Here is a 19790-nt window from a genome sequence, read left to right as displayed (position 1 = left end):
AAAGCGATCAGCATGGTCCGACGACTTCGCAAGGTCCATCATCGGCCAAATGCGATAGCCCTGCGCCAAAGGGCCAGTTTGCTTGACTCTTTGCCCCTCCGCGCTCATGTAGCGCCCGAACCGGCAGAACAGGACCGATCATGTCGACGAAGGCCAAGGAAGGGATCGCCGAAACGATCCGCACGGTGATCTGGGCGCTGGTGATCGCCGGTGTGTTCCGGACCCTCTTCTACCAGCCGTTCTGGATCCCGTCGGGCTCGATGAAAAGCACGCTGCTCATTGGCGATTTCCTCTTCGTCAACAAGATGGCCTATGGTTATTCGCGCTATTCCTGCCCCTTCGCGCTCTGCCCGATTTCGGGTCGCATCCTCGCGGGCGAACCCGAACGCGGCGATGTCGTGGTCTTCCGCCATCCGACGACGGGTGCGGATTTCATCAAGCGCCTGATCGGCCTTCCCGGCGACAAGATCCAGGTCAAGGGCGGGGTCGTTTATATCAACGGCGAGGCTGCACCGCAGGAACCCGCGGGCACCTTCGACGAGATCTATGCCCGCCAGGGCTCGCAGGGCAACTGGCCGCGCTGCGCCAATGGCCCGGTCGGCGAGGGCGGCCTTTGCCAGAAGGAACGGTTCATCGAGACGCTTCCGAACGGCGTGAAGCATGACGTGCTGAACATCGGCACCGGCCCGGGCGACGATACGGCGATCTTCACCGTGCCGCCGGGCAATTATTTCTTCATGGGCGACAACCGCGACAACTCGCAGGACAGCCGCTTCCCCACCGCCGCTGGCGGCGTGGGCATGCTGCCTGCCGAGTATCTCATCGGCCGCGCCGACCGCATCATGTTCTCCTCCGCCGGCCGCTCGCTCTTCTACTTCTGGACCTGGCGCCCCGACCGTTTCTTCAAGGCGGTGGAGTGAAACTGGGCGGCGACCTTCAGGCCTTTTCGGCCCGGATCGGCCATGCATTCGCCCGGCCGGAGCTTCTGGCGCGGGCGCTGACCCATGCCTCGATCGCCACGCCCACGCGGCCCGACAACCAGCGGCTGGAATTCCTTGGTGACCGGGTTCTTGGCCTCGTGATGGCCGAGGCGCTGCTTGCCGCTGACAAGACAGCCAGCGAAGGCCTGCTTGCGCCGCGCTATAACGCTTTGGTCCGCAAGGAAATGTGCGCCGAAGTGGCGCGCGAGATCGACCTCGGCTCGGTCCTGAAACTCGGCCGGTCCGAGATGATGTCGGGCGGCCGCCGCAAGGAGGCGCTCCTCGGCGACGCGATGGAGGCGGTGATCGCCGCCGTCCATCTCGATGCCGGTTTCGAAGCCGCGCGGGCGATGATCCTGCGGCTCTGGGGCAAGCGGATCGAGGGCGTCGAGGCCGACGCGCGCGACCCCAAGACCAGCCTTCAGGAATGGGCACAGGCGCGCGGCCTGCCCCCGCCGACCTATACAGAAATCAGCCGCGACGGACCGGACCACCAGCCCCTGTTCACCGTCGAGGTGAAACTTGCGACCGGCGAGGCGGAACGCGCGCAGGCCGGCGCCAAACGCCAGGCCGAACAGGCCGCAGCCCGCGACCTTCTGGCGCGGATGGAGAAGAAGAATGACGGATGAACCCACCCGCGCGGGCTTTGTCGCCCTGATCGGCGAACCGAACGCCGGGAAATCGACGCTTCTCAATCGCATGGTCGGCGCAAAGGTCTCGATCGTCACGCACAAGGTGCAGACGACCCGCGCCCGCATCCGCGGCATCGCGATGGCGGGGCAGGCGCAGATCGTCTTCGTCGACACGCCCGGCCTCTTCCGCCCCCGCCGCCGCCTTGACCGCGCCATGGTCGCGGCCGCCTGGGGCGGGGCGGCGGACGCCGATATCACCGTCCTTCTGATCGAGGCGCATCGCGGCCTGACCGAGGGCGTGCAGGCGATCCTTGACGCCTTGAAGGAACGCGGCAGCCCGCGCGTGGCGCTGGCCATCAACAAGATCGACCGGGTCAAGGCCGAGGAATTGCTTGCCCTGTCGCAGAAACTGAACGAGGCCTACCCGTTCGCGCGCACCTTCATGATTTCCGCCGAAAAGGGCTATGGCTGCGAGGATCTGAAAGCCTGGCTCGCGGGCGAACTGCCGCAAAGCCCATGGCTTTACCCCGAGGATCAGATCGCCGACCTGCCCCTGCGCATGATCGCGGCGGAAGTCACGCGCGAGAAGCTGACGCTGCGCCTGCATGAGGAACTGCCCTACCAGCTGACCGTCGAGACGGAGAAATGGGAGGAACGCAAGGACGGCTCCGCCCGCATCGACCAGATCATCTATGTCGCCCGCGACGGCCACAAGGGCATCATCCTCGGCAAGGGCGGCGAAACCCTGAAGGCGGTGGGCAGCCAGGCCCGCGCCGACCTCATGGAATTCCTCGAACGACCCGTGCATCTGTTCCTGCAGGTCAAGGTCCGACCGAACTGGCTGGAGGAAAAGGAACGGTTCACCGAAATGGGCCTCGACTGGAAAGATGGCAACTGAACCGCGCCTCACGGCCGATTTCTGGGTGCGGGCCTATCTGAGGCGGCTCGAGATGGCCAACATCCCGGCCTATGTCACCAAAAGGGGCGACCCGACCGCCGGGGCTGTGCTCGTCAAGCTTGCCACGCTGGACGGTCAGGCGCGCGCCTTCCAGCGTTCCTTCGACCTGACAAGCGGCAGCCGCATTTGGGTCGTGCTTGCCGAGGGGCCGGAGGCGGAGGTCGATGCGACACTCGCCCGCCAACGCAAGAACGACCCCGACCTCTGGGTCATCGAGATCGAAAGCCGCGACGGGACGACGCTTCTCGATCAGGATGGACTTTCTACCTGATCCACTTTCATCTTGGCCAAAGTACCTCGGGGGTCCGGGGGCAGAGCCCCCGGCCTTCGGCTCGGAAAGAACCCATGGACTGGCGCGACGAAGCCCTGCTCTTATCGGTCCGTCCGCACGGCGAAAGCGCGGCGATCATCGAGGTGTTCACGCCGTCGAAAGGTCGGCATGCGGGCGTGGTACGCGGCGGCGCCTCGCGGCGTCTGGCGCCGGTCCTGCAGCCGGGCAGCCAGATCGCTGTCGCCTGGTCGGCGCGGCTTGAGGAGCATCTGGGCCATTTCACCGCAGAACCGCTCCACTCCCGCGCTTTCCTGTGGCAAGACCGGCTGACGCTCGCCGGGCTGTCGGCCATCCTTTCGCTTCTGGCCTTCGCCTTGCCCGAACGCGATCCCCATCCCGCGCTCTATGCGGCAACACAGGCGCTTCTGTCGGAAATGGCACGAGGCGGCGAATGGCCAGCCGACTACCTGCACTGGGAGCTTCTCCTGCTCGAGGAACTGGGCTTCGGCCTCGACCTTGCCTCCTGCGCCGTCACCGGCGCGACGGACGATCTCGCCTTTGTCAGCCCGAAGAGCGGGCGCGCCGTCTCTCGCCGGGGCGCGGGCGACTGGGCGGCGCGGCTCCTGCCCCTGCCGCCCTGCCTTCTGGGCGCCTCACCGGCGGATGAGGACGAGCTTGTCACCGCCCTCGGAACCACCGGCTTCTTCCTTGAGGAGCGCCTCGCGCGCGATCTTGGACCGTCCCCGCTGCCGGAGGCCCGTCGGAGGTTCGTCGATCTTCTTCGGCGCCGGGCAAAATAACGACATCTCTGGTCGCGAGCAGGCGGTTTCTGTCGCGCTTGGCGCAGACCGGCAGTCCTTGGCGAACCATCACTGACCCATGGCCCTGCGTTACGTCCCGCTCGCGCTGAAGCATCCGCCGAAGCCGAAGATACAGCATTTCGCCCTGCTCGCAGGTCTCGAGGCCGCGGTGCGCGGCACGCTCATCTCCGTCATGCCGCTTGCGGTGCACGAGGCGATGGGCGGCACGCTCGGCGCCTCGCGCATCTATTTCTTCGCCGGGATCATCTCGCTTCTGTGGGGGCTGATGGTGCCCTGGTTCACCCGCCGCCTGCCACGCCGCTGGATGTATACGGCGGGGGCCTGCCTCTATCTCGCGGGCATGACGCTGGCGCTCGCCGATACCTCCGTCACCGTGCCGCTCGCGCTTCTCGTCAATGCGATGGCTACGGCCACGACCTTCGTCTGTTTCAACGCCTATGTGCTCGATTACGTCGACCGGGCGGAACTGGGTCGCGGCCAGTCAATGCAGATGGTCTATGCCGCCACCCCCTGGGCGGTCGGGCCGATGCTGGGCGTCTGGCTCTACGGCTACTGGCGCCCGCTGCCCTTCCTGATGGCAGGCGGCTTCGCACTGGCGCTGCTGACGGCCTTCTGGATCTTGAGGCTCGGCAACGGCAAGCAGATCGCCCGTGCGAAGGGTCCGGCGGTCAACCCTCTCGCCTATCTTGCCCGTTTCTTCGCCCAGCCCCGGCTGATCGCAGGATGGCTCTTTGCCGTGATCCGCTCCTGCGGCTGGTGGGTCTATGTGGTGTACCTGCCCTATTTCTGTATCGAGGCGGGGCTTGGCGACACGGTGGGCGGCATCGCGCTTTCCATCTCTAACGCGCTTCTCTTCATCTCGCCCCTGATGCTGCGGCTTGCCCGCCGCGCCTCGGTGCGCCTCTCCGTCCGCACCGCCTTCGGCCTCTGCGGCGGGCTCTTCCTCGCCGCCGCGCTCCTGTCGCCCCTGCCCTGGCTGACGGTCGCCGCCTGCATGGGGGCCTCGATCTTCCTCGTCATGCTTGATGTGGTCGGCGGCCTGCCCTTCCTGATGTCGGTCAAACCGTCCGAGCGGACCGAGATGTCCGCAGTCTATTCCAGCTTCCGCGATGTCTCTTCGATCCTCACCCCCGGCGCGGCCTGGGCGGTGCTGGCGGTCGCGCCAACCGCCGCGATCTTTGCCGCCTGCGGCGCGGCGATGGGCGCGGCGCATCTGATCGCCGGGCGGCTGCACCCGAGACTGGGGGTACAGCGTCCGTCACGCGGCGGCACGGTGGATGCCGTCGGCTGATCCGGCGCGACGCCCAAGATTTTTCAAAAAATCTTGGCAAAAATCTTCGAAGATTTTTGCGCCTCAGTCCAGAAGCCGCCGCGCGATCACCTGGGCCTGAATCTCGGCAGCACCTTCGAAGATATTCAGGATGCGCGCGTCGCACAGGATGCGGCTGATCTGATATTCCAGCGCGAAGCCGTTGCCGCCGTGGATCTGCAGCGCATTGTCCGCCGCCGCCCAGGCGACGCGCGCGCCCAGAAGCTTGGCCATCCCGGCCTCCAGGTCGCAGCGCTTGTCATGATCCTTCTGCCAGGCAGAGAAATAGGTCAGCTGCCGGGCGATCATGATCTCGACCGCCATCATGGCCAGCTTGCCCGCAACGCGGGGAAATTCGATCAGCGCCTTGCCGAACTGCTTGCGGTCCTCGGCATATTTCATGCCCGCTTCCAGCGCCGACTGTGCAACGCCGATCGCCCGTGCGGCGGTCTGGATGCGGGCGCTCTCGAACGTCTGCATCAGCTGCTTGAAGCCCTGACCGGGCACGCCGCCCAGAAGGTTCCCGCCCTTGACATGGAACCCGTCGAAGCCAAGTTCGTATTCCTTCATGCCGCGATAGCCCAGAACCTCGATCTCGCCACCGGTCATGCCGGGCGTCGGGAAGGGGTTTTCGTCGGTGCCCGGCGTCTTTTCGGCCAGGAACATCGACAGGCCGCGATAATCGGTCGTGTCGGGATCGGTCCGCGCCAGAAGCGTCATCACATGGGTGCGCGCCGCATGGGTGATCCAGGTCTTGTTGCCGGTGACCTTCCAGTCATCGCCATCCTTCACCGCGCGGGTACGCAAGGATCCGAGATCGGACCCGGTGTTCGGTTCGGTGAAAACAGCGGTAGGCAGGATCTCGCCGGAGGCAAGCTTCGGCAGCCACGCGGCCTTCTGCTCGGGTGTGCCGCCGCACAGGATCAGCTCGGCCGCGATCTCGCTGCGCGTGCCAAGCGAACCCACCCCGATATAGCCGCGCGACAGTTCCTCGCTGACCACGACCATCGATGCCTTGGACAGGCCAAGCCCGCCAAACTCCTCGGGAATCGTCAGGCCAAAGACCCCAAGGCCCGCAAGCTCCTCGATGATCCCCATGGGGATCAACTCGTCGCGCAAGTGCCAGTCATGCGCGAAGGGCACAACCCGCTCGTCGGCGAAGCGGCGGAACTGGTCGCGGATCATCTCGAGATCCTCGTCCAGACCAGAGGCCCCGAAGGTCGCGCGGCCATGATTGTCGCGCATGAGCCTGACAAGCCGCGCCCGTGCCTCTGGGCCGTTGCCTTCGGCAATCAGCCGCGCCGCCGCCGCGCCGGGTGTCCAGCTGACACCCATGTCGGCAAGCCGCGCAACCTCGCCCTGGCTCATCGGAATACCGCCCGCGATCTGGGCCAGATATTCGCCGGACCCGATCTGGAGAAGAAGCGCCTCCATCTCGCCGAAGCCGCCCGCCTCGCTGACACGTCCCGCCCAGGCGCGCATCTGCCTCAGCGCCTCGACATAGGTCGCCAGCCACGAGAGTGCATGAGCCGCGAACTGGTGTTCTTCCAGCAGCGCCGCCGAAACCTTGCCTTCGCGGCTGACCCGCGCCCTCACCCCGGCCTGCGCCTGCGCAAGAAGCGCCTCGACCTCGGGCAGCGCCGCCGCGGTCAGGTCGAGAAGATCGGGAAGAAGGGCGGTCGTCGGCATCTGAACCCCGTCATGCGCCATGGGTAGGCTCCGTTTCTGCATCTGCACTGTCCTAGCTATTTCGCATTCGCAGCGCAATAATAATTCGCAACGTTGTCACCTCGCGAGCTTTTGTGTCGCGGAAGATTTCCTTTCCCTCTTGCCGCGAAAAGCCGCTAAGACCCACCCAGGAAGGGACGATGACCGGGTTCGAGCATTACCAGATCGCACTGGCCCTGGCCGTCACGCTGTTCGCGGGCTTCGTGAAGGGCGCGATCGGCTTTGCGATGCCGATGATCATGATGTCGGCCTTCACCGCCTTCCTGCCGCCGCCGGTGGCGCTCGCCTTCCTGATCCTGCCGACCTTCGTCACCAACCTGACGCAGGCCTTCCGGCAGGGACGCCGCGCGGCCATCGAGAGCGCCCGTGCCTTTCGCCTGCATATCGCCGCCGTCCTCGTCTTTCTCTTCCTCTCGGCGCAATTCGTGACCTTCATCCCCAAGGCTCCGATGGAGGCCGCGCTTGGCCTGCCGATCCTCGCCTTCGCGCTCTGGCAGCTCTCCGGCCGCCCGATGGCGCTGAAGGTCGAGCATCGCGCCCGGGCCGAACTCGCGCTCGGGGTGATCGGCGGGCTTTACGGCGGCATCTCCGGCATCTGGGGGCCACCGCTGATCGTCCTCCTCCTGTCGCTCAGGACGGAAAAGCAGGAGATGATGCGTGTCCAGGGCGTCGTCTTCCTGATCGGATCGGCAGCCCTCTGCGCCGCGCACCTGACCTCGGGCGTGCTGAACGCCGAAACCCTGCCCGTCTCGGCCCTCCTCGTCATTCCCGCCCTTCTCGGCAACCGGCTCGGCCTCGCGATCCAGGACCGGCTCGACCAAGAGAGGTTCCGCCGCTGGACGCTGATCCTTCTCGCCGTGACCGGCGCGAACCTGACAAGACAGGCCCTTTTCTAGACCTGCTCACTTTCTGTCCGAAAATACTCCGGGGGAGCGCGAGGGGGCAGCGCCCCCTCGCACGGGGGGGAGCGCGAGGGGGCGCTGCCCCCTCGCGCGGGTCGGCCGGGCGCAGCCCGGACGAAATCAGCCTCAGCCGATCGCCGCGGCTTTCACATCGGCATCGATGTAGGGCACATACTGGGCGAAATTGTCCGAAAACATCTGGACAAGCTTCCTGGCCTGCGCGTCATAGGCCGCCTTGTCGGCCCAGGTCGCGCGCGGGTCTAGCAACATCGCATCCACCCCCGGTACCGCGACCGGCACTTCGAAGCCGAAATTTTGATCCTTGCGGAAGGACACGCCATTCAGCGATCCGTCAAGCGCCGCCGTCAGAAGCGCGCGCGTCGCCCTGATCGGCATGCGCTTGCCGGTACCATAGGCGCCGCCGGTCCAGCCGGTGTTGACGAGCCAGCAGGTCGCGCCATGCTTGGCGATCTTGTCCTGCAACAGCCGCCCGTAGACCTCGGGCCGGCGCGGCATGAAGGGGGCGCCGAAGCAGGTCGAGAAGGTCGGGATCGGCTCGGTCACGCCCACCTCGGTGCCCGGCGTCTTCGAGGTGAAGCCGGACAGGAAATGATACATCGCCTGCGCGGGCGTCAGCCGCGCGATGGGCGGCAGGACGCCATAGGCGTCGCAGGTCAGCATGATCACGTTCTTCGGATGACCGCCGCGCGAACTCTCCGACGCGTTGGAAATATAGTCCAGAGGATAGGCGCAGCGCATGTTGTCGGTGATCGAATTATCCTCGAAATCCAGATCGAAGGTCTCTGGATCGAAGATCATGTTCTCGACCACCGTGCCGAATTTCTCGGTCGTGGCATGGATCTCGGGCTCGGCCTCGCGGGAGAGGTTGATGGTCTTGGCATAGCAGCCGCCTTCGAAGTTGAAGGTGCCCTTGTCGGACCAGCCATGTTCATCGTCACCGATCAGCGTGCGCGAGGGATCGGCCGATAGAGTGGTCTTGCCGGTGCCCGAGAGGCCGAAGAAGACGGCCGTTTCCGCCTCGTTGCCGATCGCATGGTTGGCCGAGCAATGCATCGCCATCACGCCCTTGCCGGGCAGGATGTAGTTGAGAAGCGTGAACACCGACTTCTTGTTCTCGCCCGCATATTGGGTGTTGGCGATCAAGATCAGCTTCCGGTCGAAGTTGAGCGCGATCACCGTTTCCGACCGGCAGCCATGGCGGGCCGGATCGGCCTTGAACGACGGGCAGTTGATGATGGTGAATTCGGGCGCGAATTCATCCAGCTCCTCGACCGAGGGACGGCGCAACAGGTGGCGGATGAAAAGCCCGTGCCAGGCAAGTTCCGCTACCACCCGCACATCGAGCCGATGCTCGGGGTCGGCGCCGGCGAACAGGTCCTGGACGAAAAAGTCGCGCCCCTGCATGTGCGCGACCATATCCTCGTACAGACGGTCGAAGGCGGCGGGGTCCATCGGTTTGTTGTTGTCCCACCAGATCGTGTCTTCGACCGACGGGGTGCGGACCACGAACTTGTCCTTGGGCGAACGTCCGGTGTGCTTGCCGGTCGTGACAAGGAACGAACCGCCCTTGCCCAGCGTGCCTTCCTTGCGGCCAAGCGCTGCCTCGATCAGCGCCGGTTCGCGAAGGTTGTAATAGACATGGCCGAGCCCCGTGATGCCCTGGTCCTCCAGACGGTTGGCGGGGTTCACTCGTCCTGTGCTCATCTGCTCGCTCCTGGCGCCGCTCGCGCGGCCTATCGGTTGCTTTCTCAGGTCTTCGGGGTCCCGGGCCATCGGAACCGGCGGTCACGGCTTGGCCGTTGGGCCGCCTATAACCCAGCCTATCACATTGAACCAGAAGGCTTTGCGGGCGTTAGCGCCACCATGGGCGGTTTAGCGCAACCAAGGTGAATCGGTGATCACATTCGGAAACAAAACCACCCCGACTGCGACAAATTCGTCATGCGCGCGAACTTTCACGACGGTCTAAGGCCCTCGTTTCATGGTGATTCGTACTTACCAGTTGATTCCGCGGGGCGAAAAACGGAAACTGTGATCAAAACAAGGCATGAGCAGAATAGGGAAGGCAGAAATGTCGCGGATCGCACTGGTGGACGATGACAGGAACATCCTGACATCGGTGTCCATGACGCTCGAAGCCGAAGGGTTCGAGGTCGAAACCTACAATGACGGCCAATCGGCACTCGACGCGTTCAACAAACGCCTGCCCGACATGGCGGTGCTGGACATCAAGATGCCCCGCATGGACGGGATGGACCTGCTTCAGCGGCTGCGCCAGAAGACCTCGATGCCGGTGATCTTCCTGACCTCGAAGGATGACGAGATCGACGAGGTCCTGGGTCTGCGCATGGGCGCGGACGACTACGTCAAGAAGCCCTTCTCGCAGCGCCTGCTGGTCGAACGTATCCGCGCGCTTCTGCGCCGCCAGGACGCGATCGCCACCGGCGAGGTCGCGACGACCGAAGAGACCAAGATCATGACGCGCGGCCATCTGACGATGGACCCCTTGCGCCATTCCGTAAGCTGGAAAGGCCGGGATGTGGCGCTGACAGTGACCGAGTTCCTGCTTCTGCAGGCGCTCGCCCAACGCCCCGGCTTTGTCAAAAGCCGCGATCAGCTGATGGATGTGGCCTATGACGATCAGGTCTATGTGGATGACCGCACGATCGACAGCCATATCAAGCGCCTGCGCAAGAAGATGCGCATGGTGGACGACGATTTCGGCGCGATCGAAACCCTCTATGGGATTGGGTACCGTTACAACGAAGAATGACCCCAGGTAGAGGTTTGTGGTGGGTGGCAGGACCTCTGACAGGGCAGACGTCGTACTCGGCGAGGATTGGGTCGGACCTGAAGGGGTCGTCGATTCCGAGCTGAGGGAAGGGCGGGAACGGCGAGGCATCATCTCGCTCAACCGCTCGCCGTTGGCCCGCAAGATCATTACGTTCAACCTCATGGCGATGGTCGTGCTGGTTGCCGGTGTCCTTTACCTCAACCCGTTCCGCAACAGCCTTGTCCTGCAGCGCGAAGCCGGCCTGGTCGCCGAGGCGCAGCTGATCGCCGATGTGTTCGAGGCGCAGCTCGATACAGCAGGTCCGGTGAATTTCGTCACTGGCGACGGGATCGACGTGGTGGCGACCACCGGCGGCATCGAGCTGCCTGAGGGCGTGGAGCTTTTCATCTACGATGCGACCGGGCAGCTCGTGACCTCGTCGGTCGGCATGGCCCGACCCGAGCAGGAGCTGATCAGCGGTCTGCAGCGCGACAATCGGTCGACCATCATCACCGACATCCTCAATCGCGTGTGGGACACGATCGAGGCGCTGCTCGGCCCCGGCGACAGCCATGACGTGACCCGCCATCCCGAGAAACTTGCGGCGGGGCTGGTTGACGCGGCCCTGGCCGGCGCGACCCAAGCCCATACCGGAAAGGATGAATTGGGTGACGCGACCTTCACCGTGGCGACGCCGATCCGCCAGAACGGCAGCGTGGTGGGCGTTGCCGCCGTCACCTCTTTCGCGGGCGAGATAAACCAGCTGGTCCGGGTCGAGCGCGAGCAGGTGCTGCAGATGTTCGTCGTGGCGATCATCGTCTCGGTCGGCCTGTCGCTGGTTCTGGCCTCGACCATTGCCAACCCGCTGTCGGACCTCGCGGCGGCGGCCGAGATCGGGCGCGACAAGAACGCCCGCAAGATCTCGCCCAACCGCGTTCGCATCCCCGACCTGACCGCAAGGCCAGACGAGATCGGGCGGCTTTCGGGCGCGATGCGCGGGATGGTTTCGGCTTTGTACGAACGGATCGAGGCGAACGAACAGTTCGCCGCCGACGTGGCGCACGAGATCAAGAACCCGCTCGCCTCACTGCGGTCCGCCGTCGGCACGCTGCGCGTGGCCAAACGGGAGGATCAGCGCGACAAGCTTCTTGACGTGATCGACCATGACGTCCGCCGCCTCGACCGGCTGGTCAGCGATATTTCCAACGCCTCGCGGCTCGACAGCGAACTGGTGAAGGAAGAGGAAGAGGCATTCAACCTTCTGAAGATGCTGACCAACCTCAGCGATTATCTGGGTCAGGAGGCACGGTCGAAGGGCGTCGAGTTCATCGCCGATCTTCCCGCCGAACCGATCACCATCACCGGGCTCGAGGCGCGGCTGGCGCAGGTCTTCGTCAACCTGATCACCAATGCCATTTCCTTTTGCACGGAAGGCGACGCGGTGCGCATCTGGGCGCGGCAGCGCGAGGGGCGCGTGCTGGTCGTGGTCGAAGATACCGGCCCCGGCATCCCCGATCAGGCGCTGACCAAGATCTTCAAGCGTTTCTATTCCGAACGCCCGCCCGGCCAGTTCGGCGAACATTCCGGCCTTGGCCTCGCGATCTCCAAGCAGATCGTCGAGGCGCACGGCGGCGTGATCTGGGCCGAGAACATCCGGCCCACCGATGCCGACATCACGTCCGAACCGCTCGGCGCCCGTTTCGTCGTCGGCCTGCCGGTGTGACGGACAGCCGTTCTGAGATCATCCACGCCACGACCGTTGCCTGGCAGCGGCGGGCAGTGGTGATCGCAGGTCCTTCCGGTTCGGGCAAGTCGGCGCTGGCGCTGCAGCTGATGGCCTTCGGTTGCACACTGGTCGCCGATGACCAGACACTTCTGTCGGTCCGCTCCGGCCTCCTCCATGCCGCGGCGCCCGCAACGATCAGCGGCCGGATCGAGATTCGCGGCGCGGGGATATTCGCAGCCGAAGCGGCAGGCCGCATACCGGTCACACTCACCGTCGATCTTTCGATAGATGAACGCGAGCGCCTTCCCCCGCGCCATGTCCGCACCTATCTTGGCATCTCCATCCCTTGCCTTCATCGGATCGAGGGAGCGCATTTTCCAGCGGCCATCCTGCATGTGCTGAGGTCGGAACGTCTGGACTAGCTATCGGAGGACCGCCCAGATGACGGGCAAGGACCAGGCCCCGACCGCGAACAACCGCCACCGGCTGATGATGGTGACGGGCCCGTCCGGTGCGGGCCGGGGCACGGCGATCCGGGCGCTGGAAGACCTGGGCCACGAACCGATCGACAACCTGCCGCTCAGCCTCGTGCCGCGGCTTTTCGACGGCCCTCCCATCGGGCGGCCGGTTGCGCTTGGCATCGATGTGAGGAACCGTGACTTCTCGGTCGCGGCGCTCATCGACCTGATCGACGATCTGACCGAACGGCCCGAGGTCGATGCCGAACTGATGTTCCTCGACTGCGACCCGAGCGAGCTTCTGCGCCGCTATTCCGAGACGCGCAGGCGCCATCCGTTCGTGCTCGCCCCGACGCCAGAGGATGCGGTCGAGCGCGAGATCGAGCTGCTGACACCGATCCGCGCGCGCGCCGATATCCTGATCGACACGACCGACATGTCGCCGCACGACCTGAAGGCCGAAATCGCGCGCTGGGTCGATGCGGGCGCGGCGGAACGGCTGGCGGTCTCGATCCATTCCTTTTCCTACAAGCGCGGCGTGCCGCGCGGGCTCGACATGATGTTCGACTGCCGGTTCCTGAAAAACCCGCATTGGGAGGCGGCGCTGCGCCCGCTTGACGGGCGCGATGACCGCGTTGCGGACTTCGTGGCCAATGACCCGCTTTACCCAACGTTCTTTGAAAAAACCCGCGACCTTCTGCTTTTCCTGTTGCCTGCGCAGGTGGATGAGGGCAAGAGCCACCTCGCCGTCGGCTTCGGCTGCACCGGTGGTCAGCACCGGTCGGTGATGATGGCGGAACGGGTGGCCAAGGCGCTTGCAGCCGCTGGCTGGCAGGTGTCTATAAGGCATCGTGAACTGGAACGGCGGACGGGTGGTTCGCCCAGACGAATGGCAGGTGGCGGGGCTTGATCGGGATCGTGATCGTCGCGCATGGCGGGCTGGCGAAGGAATATCTTTCCGCCGTCGAACATGTGGTGGGGCCCCAGCGGGGCATCCGCGCGATTGCCATTGAGGAAGATCACGACCGGGCCGGAAAGCAGGCCGAGATCATGGCCGCCGCCGATGCCGTCGACGAGGGCGATGGCGTGGTGGTGGTGACCGACATGTTCGGCGGATCGCCGTCGAACCTGTCGCTCAAGGCCTGCGTGTCGCAAGATCGCCAGATCATCTACGGCGCCAACCTGCCGATGCTGATCAAGCTGGCGAAATCCCGCGCGCTGCCGGTGCCGGATGCGGTTGCCTCGGCGCTGGACGCCGGCAGGAAGTACATCAACAGTTACGTCGGTTCCGGGCAGGGCAGCCAATGACCCCCATTCTCCTCGATATCGTGAACGAAAAGGGGCTTCATGCCCGCGCCTCGGCGAAATTCGTCGAAGTGGTCGAGGCGCATGATGCCGCCGCGACCGTCGAGAAGGACGGGATGAGCGTGTCAGGCGATTCGATCATGGGGCTTCTGATGCTCGCCGCCTCGCGCGGGACCCAGATCAGCGTGGTGACCAGCGGTCCGGAGGCGGAAAAGCTCCTCGAAGCGCTGCGCGCACTCGTCGCCAACCGCTTCGGCGAGGAGCGTTGACCATGACCGGGGTGCGCGCATGGTGAGCGCAACCGAAACCCGGCCCGCCCCGGCGCCGAAGAACAAGCGCTACGAGATGCGGCGCCTGTCCTATGCGGGCACCTTTTCCAACCCGTTCAAGGCCGGTGCGATTCGCGCCATCGAATGGCTGACGGGCAAGGTTACGCTCATCCGCCTGATCCGGTCGTTCGAGAAATCCGGCGCTCCCGTCGGCTCTCCCTTCTGGCCGAAGGCGATCCGCCATATGGGGATCGATATCCTGACCCCGCCCGAGGAAATCGCGCGTATCCCGAAGACCGGTCCGGTCGTCGTCGTGGCGAACCACCCGTCGGGCCTTGTCGACGGGATGATCATGGCCGAGATGGTCAACCGCGTGCGGTCGGATTTCAAGATCCTCACCCGCTCGCTGCTGACCGGCATTCCGGAAGTCGAGGAGTTCATGATCCCCGTGCCCTTCCCGCATGAGGAAAACGCCCGCGAGCTTGGCCTGGTCATGCGCGACGATACGATGAAGCACCTGAAGGCGGGGGGCGTGGTGATCCTGTTCCCGGCCGGCAAGGTGGCGATGTCGGACGGCTGGTGGGGCCCGGCGGTCGAAAGCGAATGGAACGTCTTCACCCACAAGATCGTCCGGTCGACCGGTGCGACCATCCTTCCCATCTTTTTCCCCGGCCAGAACAGCCGCGCCTTTCTGATCGCCAACAAACTGTCCGACACGATCCGGCAGGGCCTGCTGCTGCACGAGATCAAGCGCGCGCTTTTCAAGCCGCAGCGCCCGGTGATCGGCGAGCCGATCCCGGCGACGGTGCTGAAGGACTGGGAAGGCAACCCGCGGGGGTTCCTCGCATGGCTCAGGGAACATACGCTTAGCCTCGGCAGGTGACGGCTATCGGGGGCCAGCCCCCGAACCCCCGGGATACTGCGGCCAGAATGAAGATACGCTTTCACTGTGGATCAAATATCCTCGGGGGTCTGGGGGCAGACAGCCCCCAGCCTTCGCGCGGAGGTCACCGCGTCGGCACCGGCACTTCTCCCCGATAGTCGTAGAACCCCCGCTGGGTCTTGCGGCCGAGCCAGCCCGCCTCGACATATTTCGTCAGAAGCGGACAGGGCCGGTACTTGGTGTCCGCCAGCCCCTCGTGCAGGACGTTCATGATCGCAAGGCACGTATCCAGCCCGATGAAATCGGCCAGTTCCAGCGGCCCCATCGGATGGTTGGCGCCGAGCTTCAGCGACTGGTCGATCGACTTCACCGAGCCGACCCCCTCGTAAAGCGTATAGACCGCCTCGTTGATCATCGGCATCAGGATCCGGTTGACGATGAAGGCCGGGAAATCCTCCGCACTTGCCGCGGTCTTGCCCAGCCGCTCCACCACTTCGACCAGCGCCTTGTAGGTCGGCTCGTCCGTCGCGATGCCGCGGATCAGCTCGACAAGCTGCATCACCGGCACCGGGTTCATGAAATGGAACCCCATGAACTTTTCCGGCCGGTCGGTGCGCGAGGCGAGCCTTGTGATCGAGATGGACGAGGTGTTCGAGGTCAGGATCGTCTCGGGCTTCAGATGCGGGACCAGATCCTCGAAGATCGCCTGCTTGACCATCTCGCGTTCGGTCGCGGCCTCGATCACCAGATCGGTCTGGCCGAGGTCGGCGAGCCTGAGCGTCGTGCTTATGCGACCGAGGGCAGCAACCTTGTCGGCCTCCGCCAACTTGCCACGGGAAATCTGGCGGTCGAAGTTCTTCGTGATCGTGGCGATGGCCTTGTCGAGCGCCTCCTGGCTCACATCGGTCATCAGGACATCGTAGCCCGCCGCCGCGAAGACATGGGCAATACCGTTGCCCATCTGGCCCGCGCCCACGATACCCACCGACTGGATCGCCATCTGCCGTCCTTTCCCGCTTGTCCGCGCGACCTTATGCACCGCGCCCCGGCCTGCGCAAGCCTTACCGGCGGCAGGCCCCTTTCGCATTAGGCATTTGGCAATGCCTTCCGTGCAACCCTTGGCCTTGGGTGAATCGGAACTGATGGTGGGATCAATGGCCTATGAATTTCCGGGCGCGGGGGCGCTCGACTATCTTCCATGCCGCTATGGCGCGTCAAAGCTTCTGTTCCGTGGACCGAGGCGCAAGCTGGAGGGGCGCTATTGCGCCTTCCTTGGCGGGTCGGAAACCTACGGAAAATATGTGCGCGACCCCTATCCGGCGCTGGCAGAGGCGGCACTCGGCCTGCCGATGGTGAATTTCGGCTACATGAACGCGGGCGCGGATGTCTTCCTGAACGAACCGGCGATCATCGACGCGGCCAATCAGGCGCGGGTCGCGGTGATCCAGATCCTTGGCGCGCAGAACATGTCGAACCGCTTCTATGCCGTCCATCCCCGCCGCAACGACCGCTTCCTGCGCGCCTCGGCGCTGATGAAGACCATCTTCGGCGAGGTCGATTTCAACGAGTTTCACTTCACTCGTCACATGCTCCTGACGTTGAAGCGCGTGGCGCCGGAAAAGTTCGGGCTGGTCGAGACCGAGCTGAAGGCGGCCTGGGTGGCGCGCATGCGGCTGTTCCTTCAGAAGATGACGACCAAGACCGTGCTTCTGGCGATCGGCGATCATCGCGCGGCCGGTCGGCCGGGGGATGAGCTGGGGCCGGAGCCCCTGCTGATTGACGAGAAGATGATTGAGACCGTCCGCCCCTTCGCCACCGACTTCGTCCGCGTCGCACCGAGCGCGGCGGCACGCTCGGCCGGGACGCTCGGCATGGTCTTCGCGCCGCTCGACGCGCCCTCGGCGGCGGAACTGCCCGGGCCAAAGGTCCATGAGGAAGTGACCGAGGCGCTGACGCCGGTCATCGCCCGGCATCTGAAAGGGCGCTGAAAGGAAAAGGCCCGCCGGTGGCGGGCCTCTCCTGATCGTCCGGGGTCGCTCTGACGGTCAGAGCTTGCCGGTCAGAGCTTGCCGGTCAATTCCGGCACGGCGGCGAAGAGGTCGGCGACAAGACCGTAATCGGCGACCTGGAAGATCGGCGCCTCTTCATCCTTGTTGATCGCGACGATGACTTTCGAATCCTTCATCCCCGCAAGATGCTGGATCGCGCCCGAGATGCCGACCGCGACATAGAGATCCGGCGCCACGACCTTGCCGGTCTGGCCGACCTGCCAGTCGTTCGGGGCATAGCCGCTGTCGACCGCCGCGCGGCTGGCACCGACAGCTGCGCCGAGCTTGTCGGCGAGCGCCTCGATCAGGTCGAAGCTTTCCTTCGAGCCGACGCCACGGCCGCCAGAGACCACCACCTTGGCCGACGTCAGTTCCGGCCGGTCGGAGGCCGCGACACGGTCTTCGACCCAGGACGACAGGCCCGGATCGGCAGCGGCGCCGATCTTCTCGACCGAAGCCGAGCCGCCCTGCCCGGCCGCGTCGAACGAAGCGGTGCGGATCGAGGCGACCTTGACCTTGTCGGAGGATTTCACCGTCTGGATCGCGTTACCCGCATAGATCGGGCGTTCGAACGTGTCGGCGTCGATCACGGCGGTCACGTCCGAGATGACCATCACATCCAGAAGTGCTGCCACGCGCGGCAGCACGTTCTTGTTGAAGGCGGTCGACGCGCCGACGATATGGCTGTAGCCACCCGCCAGACCTGCGACCAGCGCTGCGGTCGGCTCCGCCATGCCGTGGCAAAGCGACTTGTCGTCCGCGAACAGCACCTTCGAGACGCCCGCAAGCTTGGCCGCATCGGCGGCGGCGGCATCGCCGCCCGTGCCCGCGACCAGCACATGCACATCGCCCAGGGCCTTGACGGCGGTCAGGGTCTTGGCGACCGCGTCGGTTGCAAGATGCCCGTCATTCACATCGGCAATCAGAAGAACGGCCATCTCAGATCACCCCCGCTTCGTCTTTGAGTTTCGCGATCAGCTCGTCGACCGAGCCGACCTTGACGCCCGCCTTGCGGCCCGCGGGCTCGGTCGTCTTGACGACCGAGAGGCGGGGGGCGACGTCAACGCCGTAGTCGGCGGGCGTCTTGGTGGCCAAGGGTTTCGCCTTCGCCTTCATGATGTTCGGCAGCGAGGCATAGCGCGGTTCGTTCAGGCGCAGGTCGACCGAGACGATCGCCGGCAGCTTGACCGAGATCGACTGCAGGCCGCCATCGACCTCGCGGGTCACTGTGGCCTTGTCGCCCTCGATCGCCAGTTCCGAAATGAAGGTTGCCTGCGCCCAGCCCAGAAGTGCGGCCAGCATCTGGCCGGTGGCGTTCATGTCATTGTCGATCGCCTGCTTGCCGCAAAGAACGATGCCCGGAGCCTCTTCCTTCACCACGCCCGCAAGCAGCTTCGCGACCGCGAGCGGTTCGATGTCGGTATGCACGTCGGCAGCAGCCTCGATCAGGATCGCGCGGTCGGCTCCCATGGCAAGTGCGGTCCGCAGCGTTTCCTGCGCCTGCTTCACGCCGATGGAAACCACGACGATCTCGGTCGCGATGCCCTTTTCCTTCAGCCGGATCGCCTCTTCCACGGCGATCTCGTCGAACGGGTTCATCGACATTTTGACGTTGGCGAGATCGACCCCCGATCCGTCCGCCTTCACGCGGACCTTCACGTTATAGTCGATCACGCGCTTCACAGGCACGAGGACCTTCATCGGCGTGTATCTCCTCAAGACAGGCCACCCTTGCGGGCGGCTGAATAACTCCCGTCCGGTTCCTAGCGAGTCTGCAACGCCTAGGACAGTGCAAAATCGACAGGAGTTGACGCTGGGACGCCACGTTTTGGCCTGTTAGCGACGGACAGCGGTTGAGCCGAGCCGCTCACCCTGCGCTCGCGGCCTTTCTTCGCGAGGAGCGCACGCAAGGGCGCGAGGAGCGGTCTAGCGGTGGGCGCCCGGCACCCAGAGCACATCCGTGCCGCCGTTCGCGACCCGGGCCGCCACGAAGAACCAGTCCGACAGCCGGTTCAGATAGGTGATCGCGGCGGGATTGACTTCTTCGCTCTCGGCCAGTTCGACCGCCAGCCTTTCGGCCCGACGGCTGACCGTACGGCAGAGGTGCAGATACGCGGCAAGCGGCGTGCCGCCCGGCAGGATGAAGCTGCGCAGAGGGGCAAGCGGCGCGTTCATCGCGTCGATCTCTCGCTCCAACCGCTCAGACTGGCCGGGCAGCATGCGCAGGACCGGATAGCCCGCCTCCGCGTCCTTGGTCATCTCGGGACGGCAGAGGTCGGCGCCGAGGTCGAAAAGGTCGTTCTGGATGCGGGCAAGGCCTGCGTCCATCTCGGTCCCGGCCGCATGCAGGCGGGCAAGGCCCACCGTGGCATTCACCTCGTCGACCGTGCCATAGGCCGAGACGCGCGCCGAATGTTTCGCGACCCGCGCGCCGTTGCCGAGCGCAGTTTCGCCCTTGTCGCCGGTCTTGGTGTAGATCTTGTTCAGGACGACCATCAGCGCCCCCGGATCAGCACGAACGCGAGGATCAGCACCACCGCCGCCGCCTGGGCGATGATCCGGTAGCGCATGATGCGGTTGGCGTGCTTGCGGTTGAAGTCGCCACCCTTGGCGAAGCCGCCGATGCCGGTCATCAGGATGGCCAGCACCACGAAGCAGGCGATGGCCGCAACGATGAAAAGCGGGTCTCTGGTCATGGTGCCTCCT

Annotated in this window: 22 protein-coding genes; 15 read left to right on the top strand and 7 right to left on the bottom strand. The window is 65.0% G+C overall.

Annotation, left to right across the window (positions count from 1 at the left end; translation table 11 throughout):
- The first annotated feature begins 140 nt into the window (after positions 1–140).
- The 6 genes from lepB to P0645_RS18460 all read left to right on the top strand — a co-directional run bounded on the left by lepB (position 141) and on the right by P0645_RS18460 (position 4953).
- Entirely contained in the window at positions 141–920 is a 780-nt protein-coding gene (lepB, locus tag P0645_RS18485) for a signal peptidase I (RefSeq protein WP_284166027.1), read from the top strand.
- Complete coding sequence (gene rnc, locus P0645_RS18480; protein ID WP_284166026.1) at positions 917–1609, top strand: ribonuclease III; 693 nt, start codon at positions 917–919, stop codon at positions 1607–1609. The genes lepB and rnc overlap by 4 nt, the downstream gene beginning before the upstream one ends.
- Positions 1599–2510: a GTPase Era gene (gene era, locus P0645_RS18475; protein WP_284166025.1), complete on the top strand. Its 912-nt coding sequence runs from the start codon at positions 1599–1601 to the stop codon at positions 2508–2510. Before rnc ends, era begins: the two co-directional genes overlap by 11 nt.
- Positions 2500–2841: a DUF1491 family protein gene (locus tag P0645_RS18470; protein ID WP_284166024.1), complete on the top strand. Its 342-nt coding sequence runs from the start codon at positions 2500–2502 to the stop codon at positions 2839–2841. The genes era and P0645_RS18470 overlap by 11 nt, the downstream gene beginning before the upstream one ends.
- 74 nt (positions 2842–2915) lie before the next feature.
- Positions 2916–3641: a DNA repair protein RecO gene (recO, locus tag P0645_RS18465; protein WP_284166023.1), complete on the top strand. Its 726-nt coding sequence runs from the start codon at positions 2916–2918 to the stop codon at positions 3639–3641.
- Between the two features lie 79 nt (positions 3642–3720).
- Positions 3721–4953, top strand: a complete 1233-nt coding sequence (locus P0645_RS18460) for an MFS transporter (RefSeq protein WP_284166022.1) — start codon at positions 3721–3723, stop codon at positions 4951–4953.
- A gap of 63 nt (positions 4954–5016) precedes the next feature.
- Here the strand turns inward: P0645_RS18460 and P0645_RS18455 are convergent, their stop codons facing one another.
- A complete protein-coding gene (locus P0645_RS18455) occupies positions 5017–6681 on the bottom strand; it encodes an acyl-CoA dehydrogenase family protein (RefSeq protein ID WP_502855283.1) in 1665 nt (554 codons plus the stop codon).
- Positions 6682–6839: 158 nt separating this feature from the next.
- Between P0645_RS18455 and P0645_RS18450 the strand changes: the two genes are divergently transcribed.
- Entirely contained in the window at positions 6840–7595 is a 756-nt protein-coding gene (locus P0645_RS18450; RefSeq protein WP_284166021.1) for a sulfite exporter TauE/SafE family protein, read from the top strand.
- 132 nt (positions 7596–7727) lie between these two features.
- On the opposite strand, the gene P0645_RS18445 is transcribed toward P0645_RS18450, so the two are convergent.
- Entirely contained in the window at positions 7728–9326 is a 1599-nt protein-coding gene (locus P0645_RS18445) for a phosphoenolpyruvate carboxykinase (RefSeq protein ID WP_284166020.1), read from the bottom strand.
- Between the two features lie 367 nt (positions 9327–9693).
- On the opposite strand from P0645_RS18445, the gene P0645_RS18440 reads away from it, so the two are divergent.
- From P0645_RS18440 to P0645_RS18410, 7 genes are read left to right on the top strand one after another with little or no spacing between them, the layout of a single operon-like run.
- Complete coding sequence (locus tag P0645_RS18440) at positions 9694–10395, top strand: response regulator transcription factor (RefSeq protein WP_284166019.1); 702 nt, start codon at positions 9694–9696, stop codon at positions 10393–10395.
- 19 nt (positions 10396–10414) lie between these two features.
- A complete protein-coding gene (locus P0645_RS18435; protein WP_284166018.1) occupies positions 10415–12118 on the top strand; it encodes a sensor histidine kinase in 1704 nt (567 codons plus the stop codon).
- Positions 12115–12543 carry an HPr kinase/phosphorylase gene (locus tag P0645_RS18430; RefSeq protein ID WP_284166017.1) on the top strand — a complete coding sequence of 143 codons (429 nt, stop codon included), beginning with the start codon at positions 12115–12117 and terminating at the stop codon, positions 12541–12543. Before P0645_RS18435 ends, P0645_RS18430 begins: the two co-directional genes overlap by 4 nt.
- A gap of 19 nt (positions 12544–12562) precedes the next feature.
- Positions 12563–13489, top strand: a complete 927-nt coding sequence (gene rapZ, locus P0645_RS18425; RefSeq protein ID WP_284166016.1) for an RNase adapter RapZ — start codon at positions 12563–12565, stop codon at positions 13487–13489.
- Positions 13486–13887, top strand: coding sequence for a PTS sugar transporter subunit IIA (locus tag P0645_RS18420; RefSeq protein WP_284166015.1), 402 nt, complete (start codon positions 13486–13488; stop codon positions 13885–13887). The genes rapZ and P0645_RS18420 overlap by 4 nt, the downstream gene beginning before the upstream one ends.
- Positions 13884–14153: an HPr family phosphocarrier protein gene (locus tag P0645_RS18415; RefSeq protein ID WP_284166014.1), complete on the top strand. Its 270-nt coding sequence runs from the start codon at positions 13884–13886 to the stop codon at positions 14151–14153. The genes P0645_RS18420 and P0645_RS18415 overlap by 4 nt, the downstream gene beginning before the upstream one ends.
- A gap of 19 nt (positions 14154–14172) precedes the next feature.
- Entirely contained in the window at positions 14173–15036 is an 864-nt protein-coding gene (locus tag P0645_RS18410) for a lysophospholipid acyltransferase family protein (RefSeq protein WP_284166013.1), read from the top strand.
- Between the two features lie 124 nt (positions 15037–15160).
- Here P0645_RS18410 and P0645_RS18405 read toward each other — a convergent pair whose 3' ends face one another.
- Positions 15161–16036 (bottom strand): 3-hydroxybutyryl-CoA dehydrogenase, encoded by an 876-nt coding sequence (locus P0645_RS18405; protein WP_284166012.1) that lies wholly within the window; start codon positions 16034–16036, stop codon positions 15161–15163.
- A 154-nt stretch (positions 16037–16190) separates the two neighbouring features.
- Here P0645_RS18405 and P0645_RS18400 point away from each other — a divergent pair, with 154 nt between their 5' ends.
- On the top strand, positions 16191–17024 hold the full coding sequence (locus P0645_RS18400; protein ID WP_284166011.1) for a DUF6473 family protein: 834 nt from the start codon (positions 16191–16193) through the stop codon (positions 17022–17024).
- 71 nt (positions 17025–17095) lie between these two features.
- Here the strand turns inward: P0645_RS18400 and P0645_RS18395 are convergent, their stop codons facing one another.
- The 4 genes from P0645_RS18395 to P0645_RS18380 all read right to left on the bottom strand — a co-directional run bounded on the left by P0645_RS18395 (position 17096) and on the right by P0645_RS18380 (position 19780).
- Entirely contained in the window at positions 17096–18022 is a 927-nt protein-coding gene (locus P0645_RS18395; RefSeq protein WP_284166010.1) for an electron transfer flavoprotein subunit alpha/FixB family protein, read from the bottom strand.
- Between the two features lies 1 nt (position 18023).
- Positions 18024–18785 (bottom strand): electron transfer flavoprotein subunit beta/FixA family protein, encoded by a 762-nt coding sequence (locus tag P0645_RS18390; protein ID WP_284166009.1) that lies wholly within the window; start codon positions 18783–18785, stop codon positions 18024–18026.
- A gap of 225 nt (positions 18786–19010) precedes the next feature.
- Positions 19011–19580 carry a cob(I)yrinic acid a,c-diamide adenosyltransferase gene (locus P0645_RS18385; RefSeq protein WP_284166008.1) on the bottom strand — a complete coding sequence of 190 codons (570 nt, stop codon included), beginning with the start codon at positions 19578–19580 and terminating at the stop codon, positions 19011–19013.
- Positions 19580–19780 carry a twin transmembrane helix small protein gene (locus tag P0645_RS18380; RefSeq protein WP_267634300.1) on the bottom strand — a complete coding sequence of 67 codons (201 nt, stop codon included), beginning with the start codon at positions 19778–19780 and terminating at the stop codon, positions 19580–19582. The genes P0645_RS18385 and P0645_RS18380 overlap by 1 nt, the downstream gene beginning before the upstream one ends.
- Positions 19781–19790 lie beyond the last annotated feature (10 nt).

The organism is Frigidibacter sp. SD6-1, assembly GCF_030143255.1.
Classification (GTDB): Bacteria; Pseudomonadota; Alphaproteobacteria; order Rhodobacterales; family Rhodobacteraceae; genus TMP-24.
The sequence above is the reverse complement of the archived record's forward strand: the minus strand, read 5'-3'. Positions and strand labels throughout refer to the sequence as shown.

Coding starts and splice junctions, on each gene's coding strand:
- lepB (WP_284166027.1), top strand. CDS start 141: ATGTCGACGAAGGCCAAGGAAGGGATCGCCGAAACGATCCGCACGGTG.
- era (WP_284166025.1), top strand. CDS start 1,599: ATGACGGATGAACCCACCCGCGCGGGCTTTGTCGCCCTGATCGGCGAA.
- P0645_RS18470 (WP_284166024.1), top strand. CDS start 2,500: ATGGCAACTGAACCGCGCCTCACGGCCGATTTCTGGGTGCGGGCCTAT.
- recO (WP_284166023.1), top strand. CDS start 2,916: ATGGACTGGCGCGACGAAGCCCTGCTCTTATCGGTCCGTCCGCACGGC.
- P0645_RS18460 (WP_284166022.1), top strand. CDS start 3,721: ATGGCCCTGCGTTACGTCCCGCTCGCGCTGAAGCATCCGCCGAAGCCG.
- P0645_RS18455 (WP_502855283.1), bottom strand. CDS start 6,681: ATGGCGCATGACGGGGTTCAGATGCCGACGACCGCCCTTCTTCCCGAT.
- P0645_RS18450 (WP_284166021.1), top strand. CDS start 6,840: ATGACCGGGTTCGAGCATTACCAGATCGCACTGGCCCTGGCCGTCACG.
- P0645_RS18445 (WP_284166020.1), bottom strand. CDS start 9,326: ATGAGCACAGGACGAGTGAACCCCGCCAACCGTCTGGAGGACCAGGGC.
- P0645_RS18440 (WP_284166019.1), top strand. CDS start 9,694: ATGTCGCGGATCGCACTGGTGGACGATGACAGGAACATCCTGACATCG.
- rapZ (WP_284166016.1), top strand. CDS start 12,563: ATGACGGGCAAGGACCAGGCCCCGACCGCGAACAACCGCCACCGGCTG.
- P0645_RS18415 (WP_284166014.1), top strand. CDS start 13,884: ATGACCCCCATTCTCCTCGATATCGTGAACGAAAAGGGGCTTCATGCC.
- P0645_RS18410 (WP_284166013.1), top strand. CDS start 14,173: ATGGTGAGCGCAACCGAAACCCGGCCCGCCCCGGCGCCGAAGAACAAG.
- P0645_RS18405 (WP_284166012.1), bottom strand. CDS start 16,036: ATGGCGATCCAGTCGGTGGGTATCGTGGGCGCGGGCCAGATGGGCAAC.
- P0645_RS18400 (WP_284166011.1), top strand. CDS start 16,191: ATGGCCTATGAATTTCCGGGCGCGGGGGCGCTCGACTATCTTCCATGC.
- P0645_RS18395 (WP_284166010.1), bottom strand. CDS start 18,022: ATGGCCGTTCTTCTGATTGCCGATGTGAATGACGGGCATCTTGCAACC.
- P0645_RS18390 (WP_284166009.1), bottom strand. CDS start 18,785: ATGAAGGTCCTCGTGCCTGTGAAGCGCGTGATCGACTATAACGTGAAG.
- P0645_RS18385 (WP_284166008.1), bottom strand. CDS start 19,580: ATGGTCGTCCTGAACAAGATCTACACCAAGACCGGCGACAAGGGCGAA.
- P0645_RS18380 (WP_267634300.1), bottom strand. CDS start 19,780: ATGACCAGAGACCCGCTTTTCATCGTTGCGGCCATCGCCTGCTTCGTG.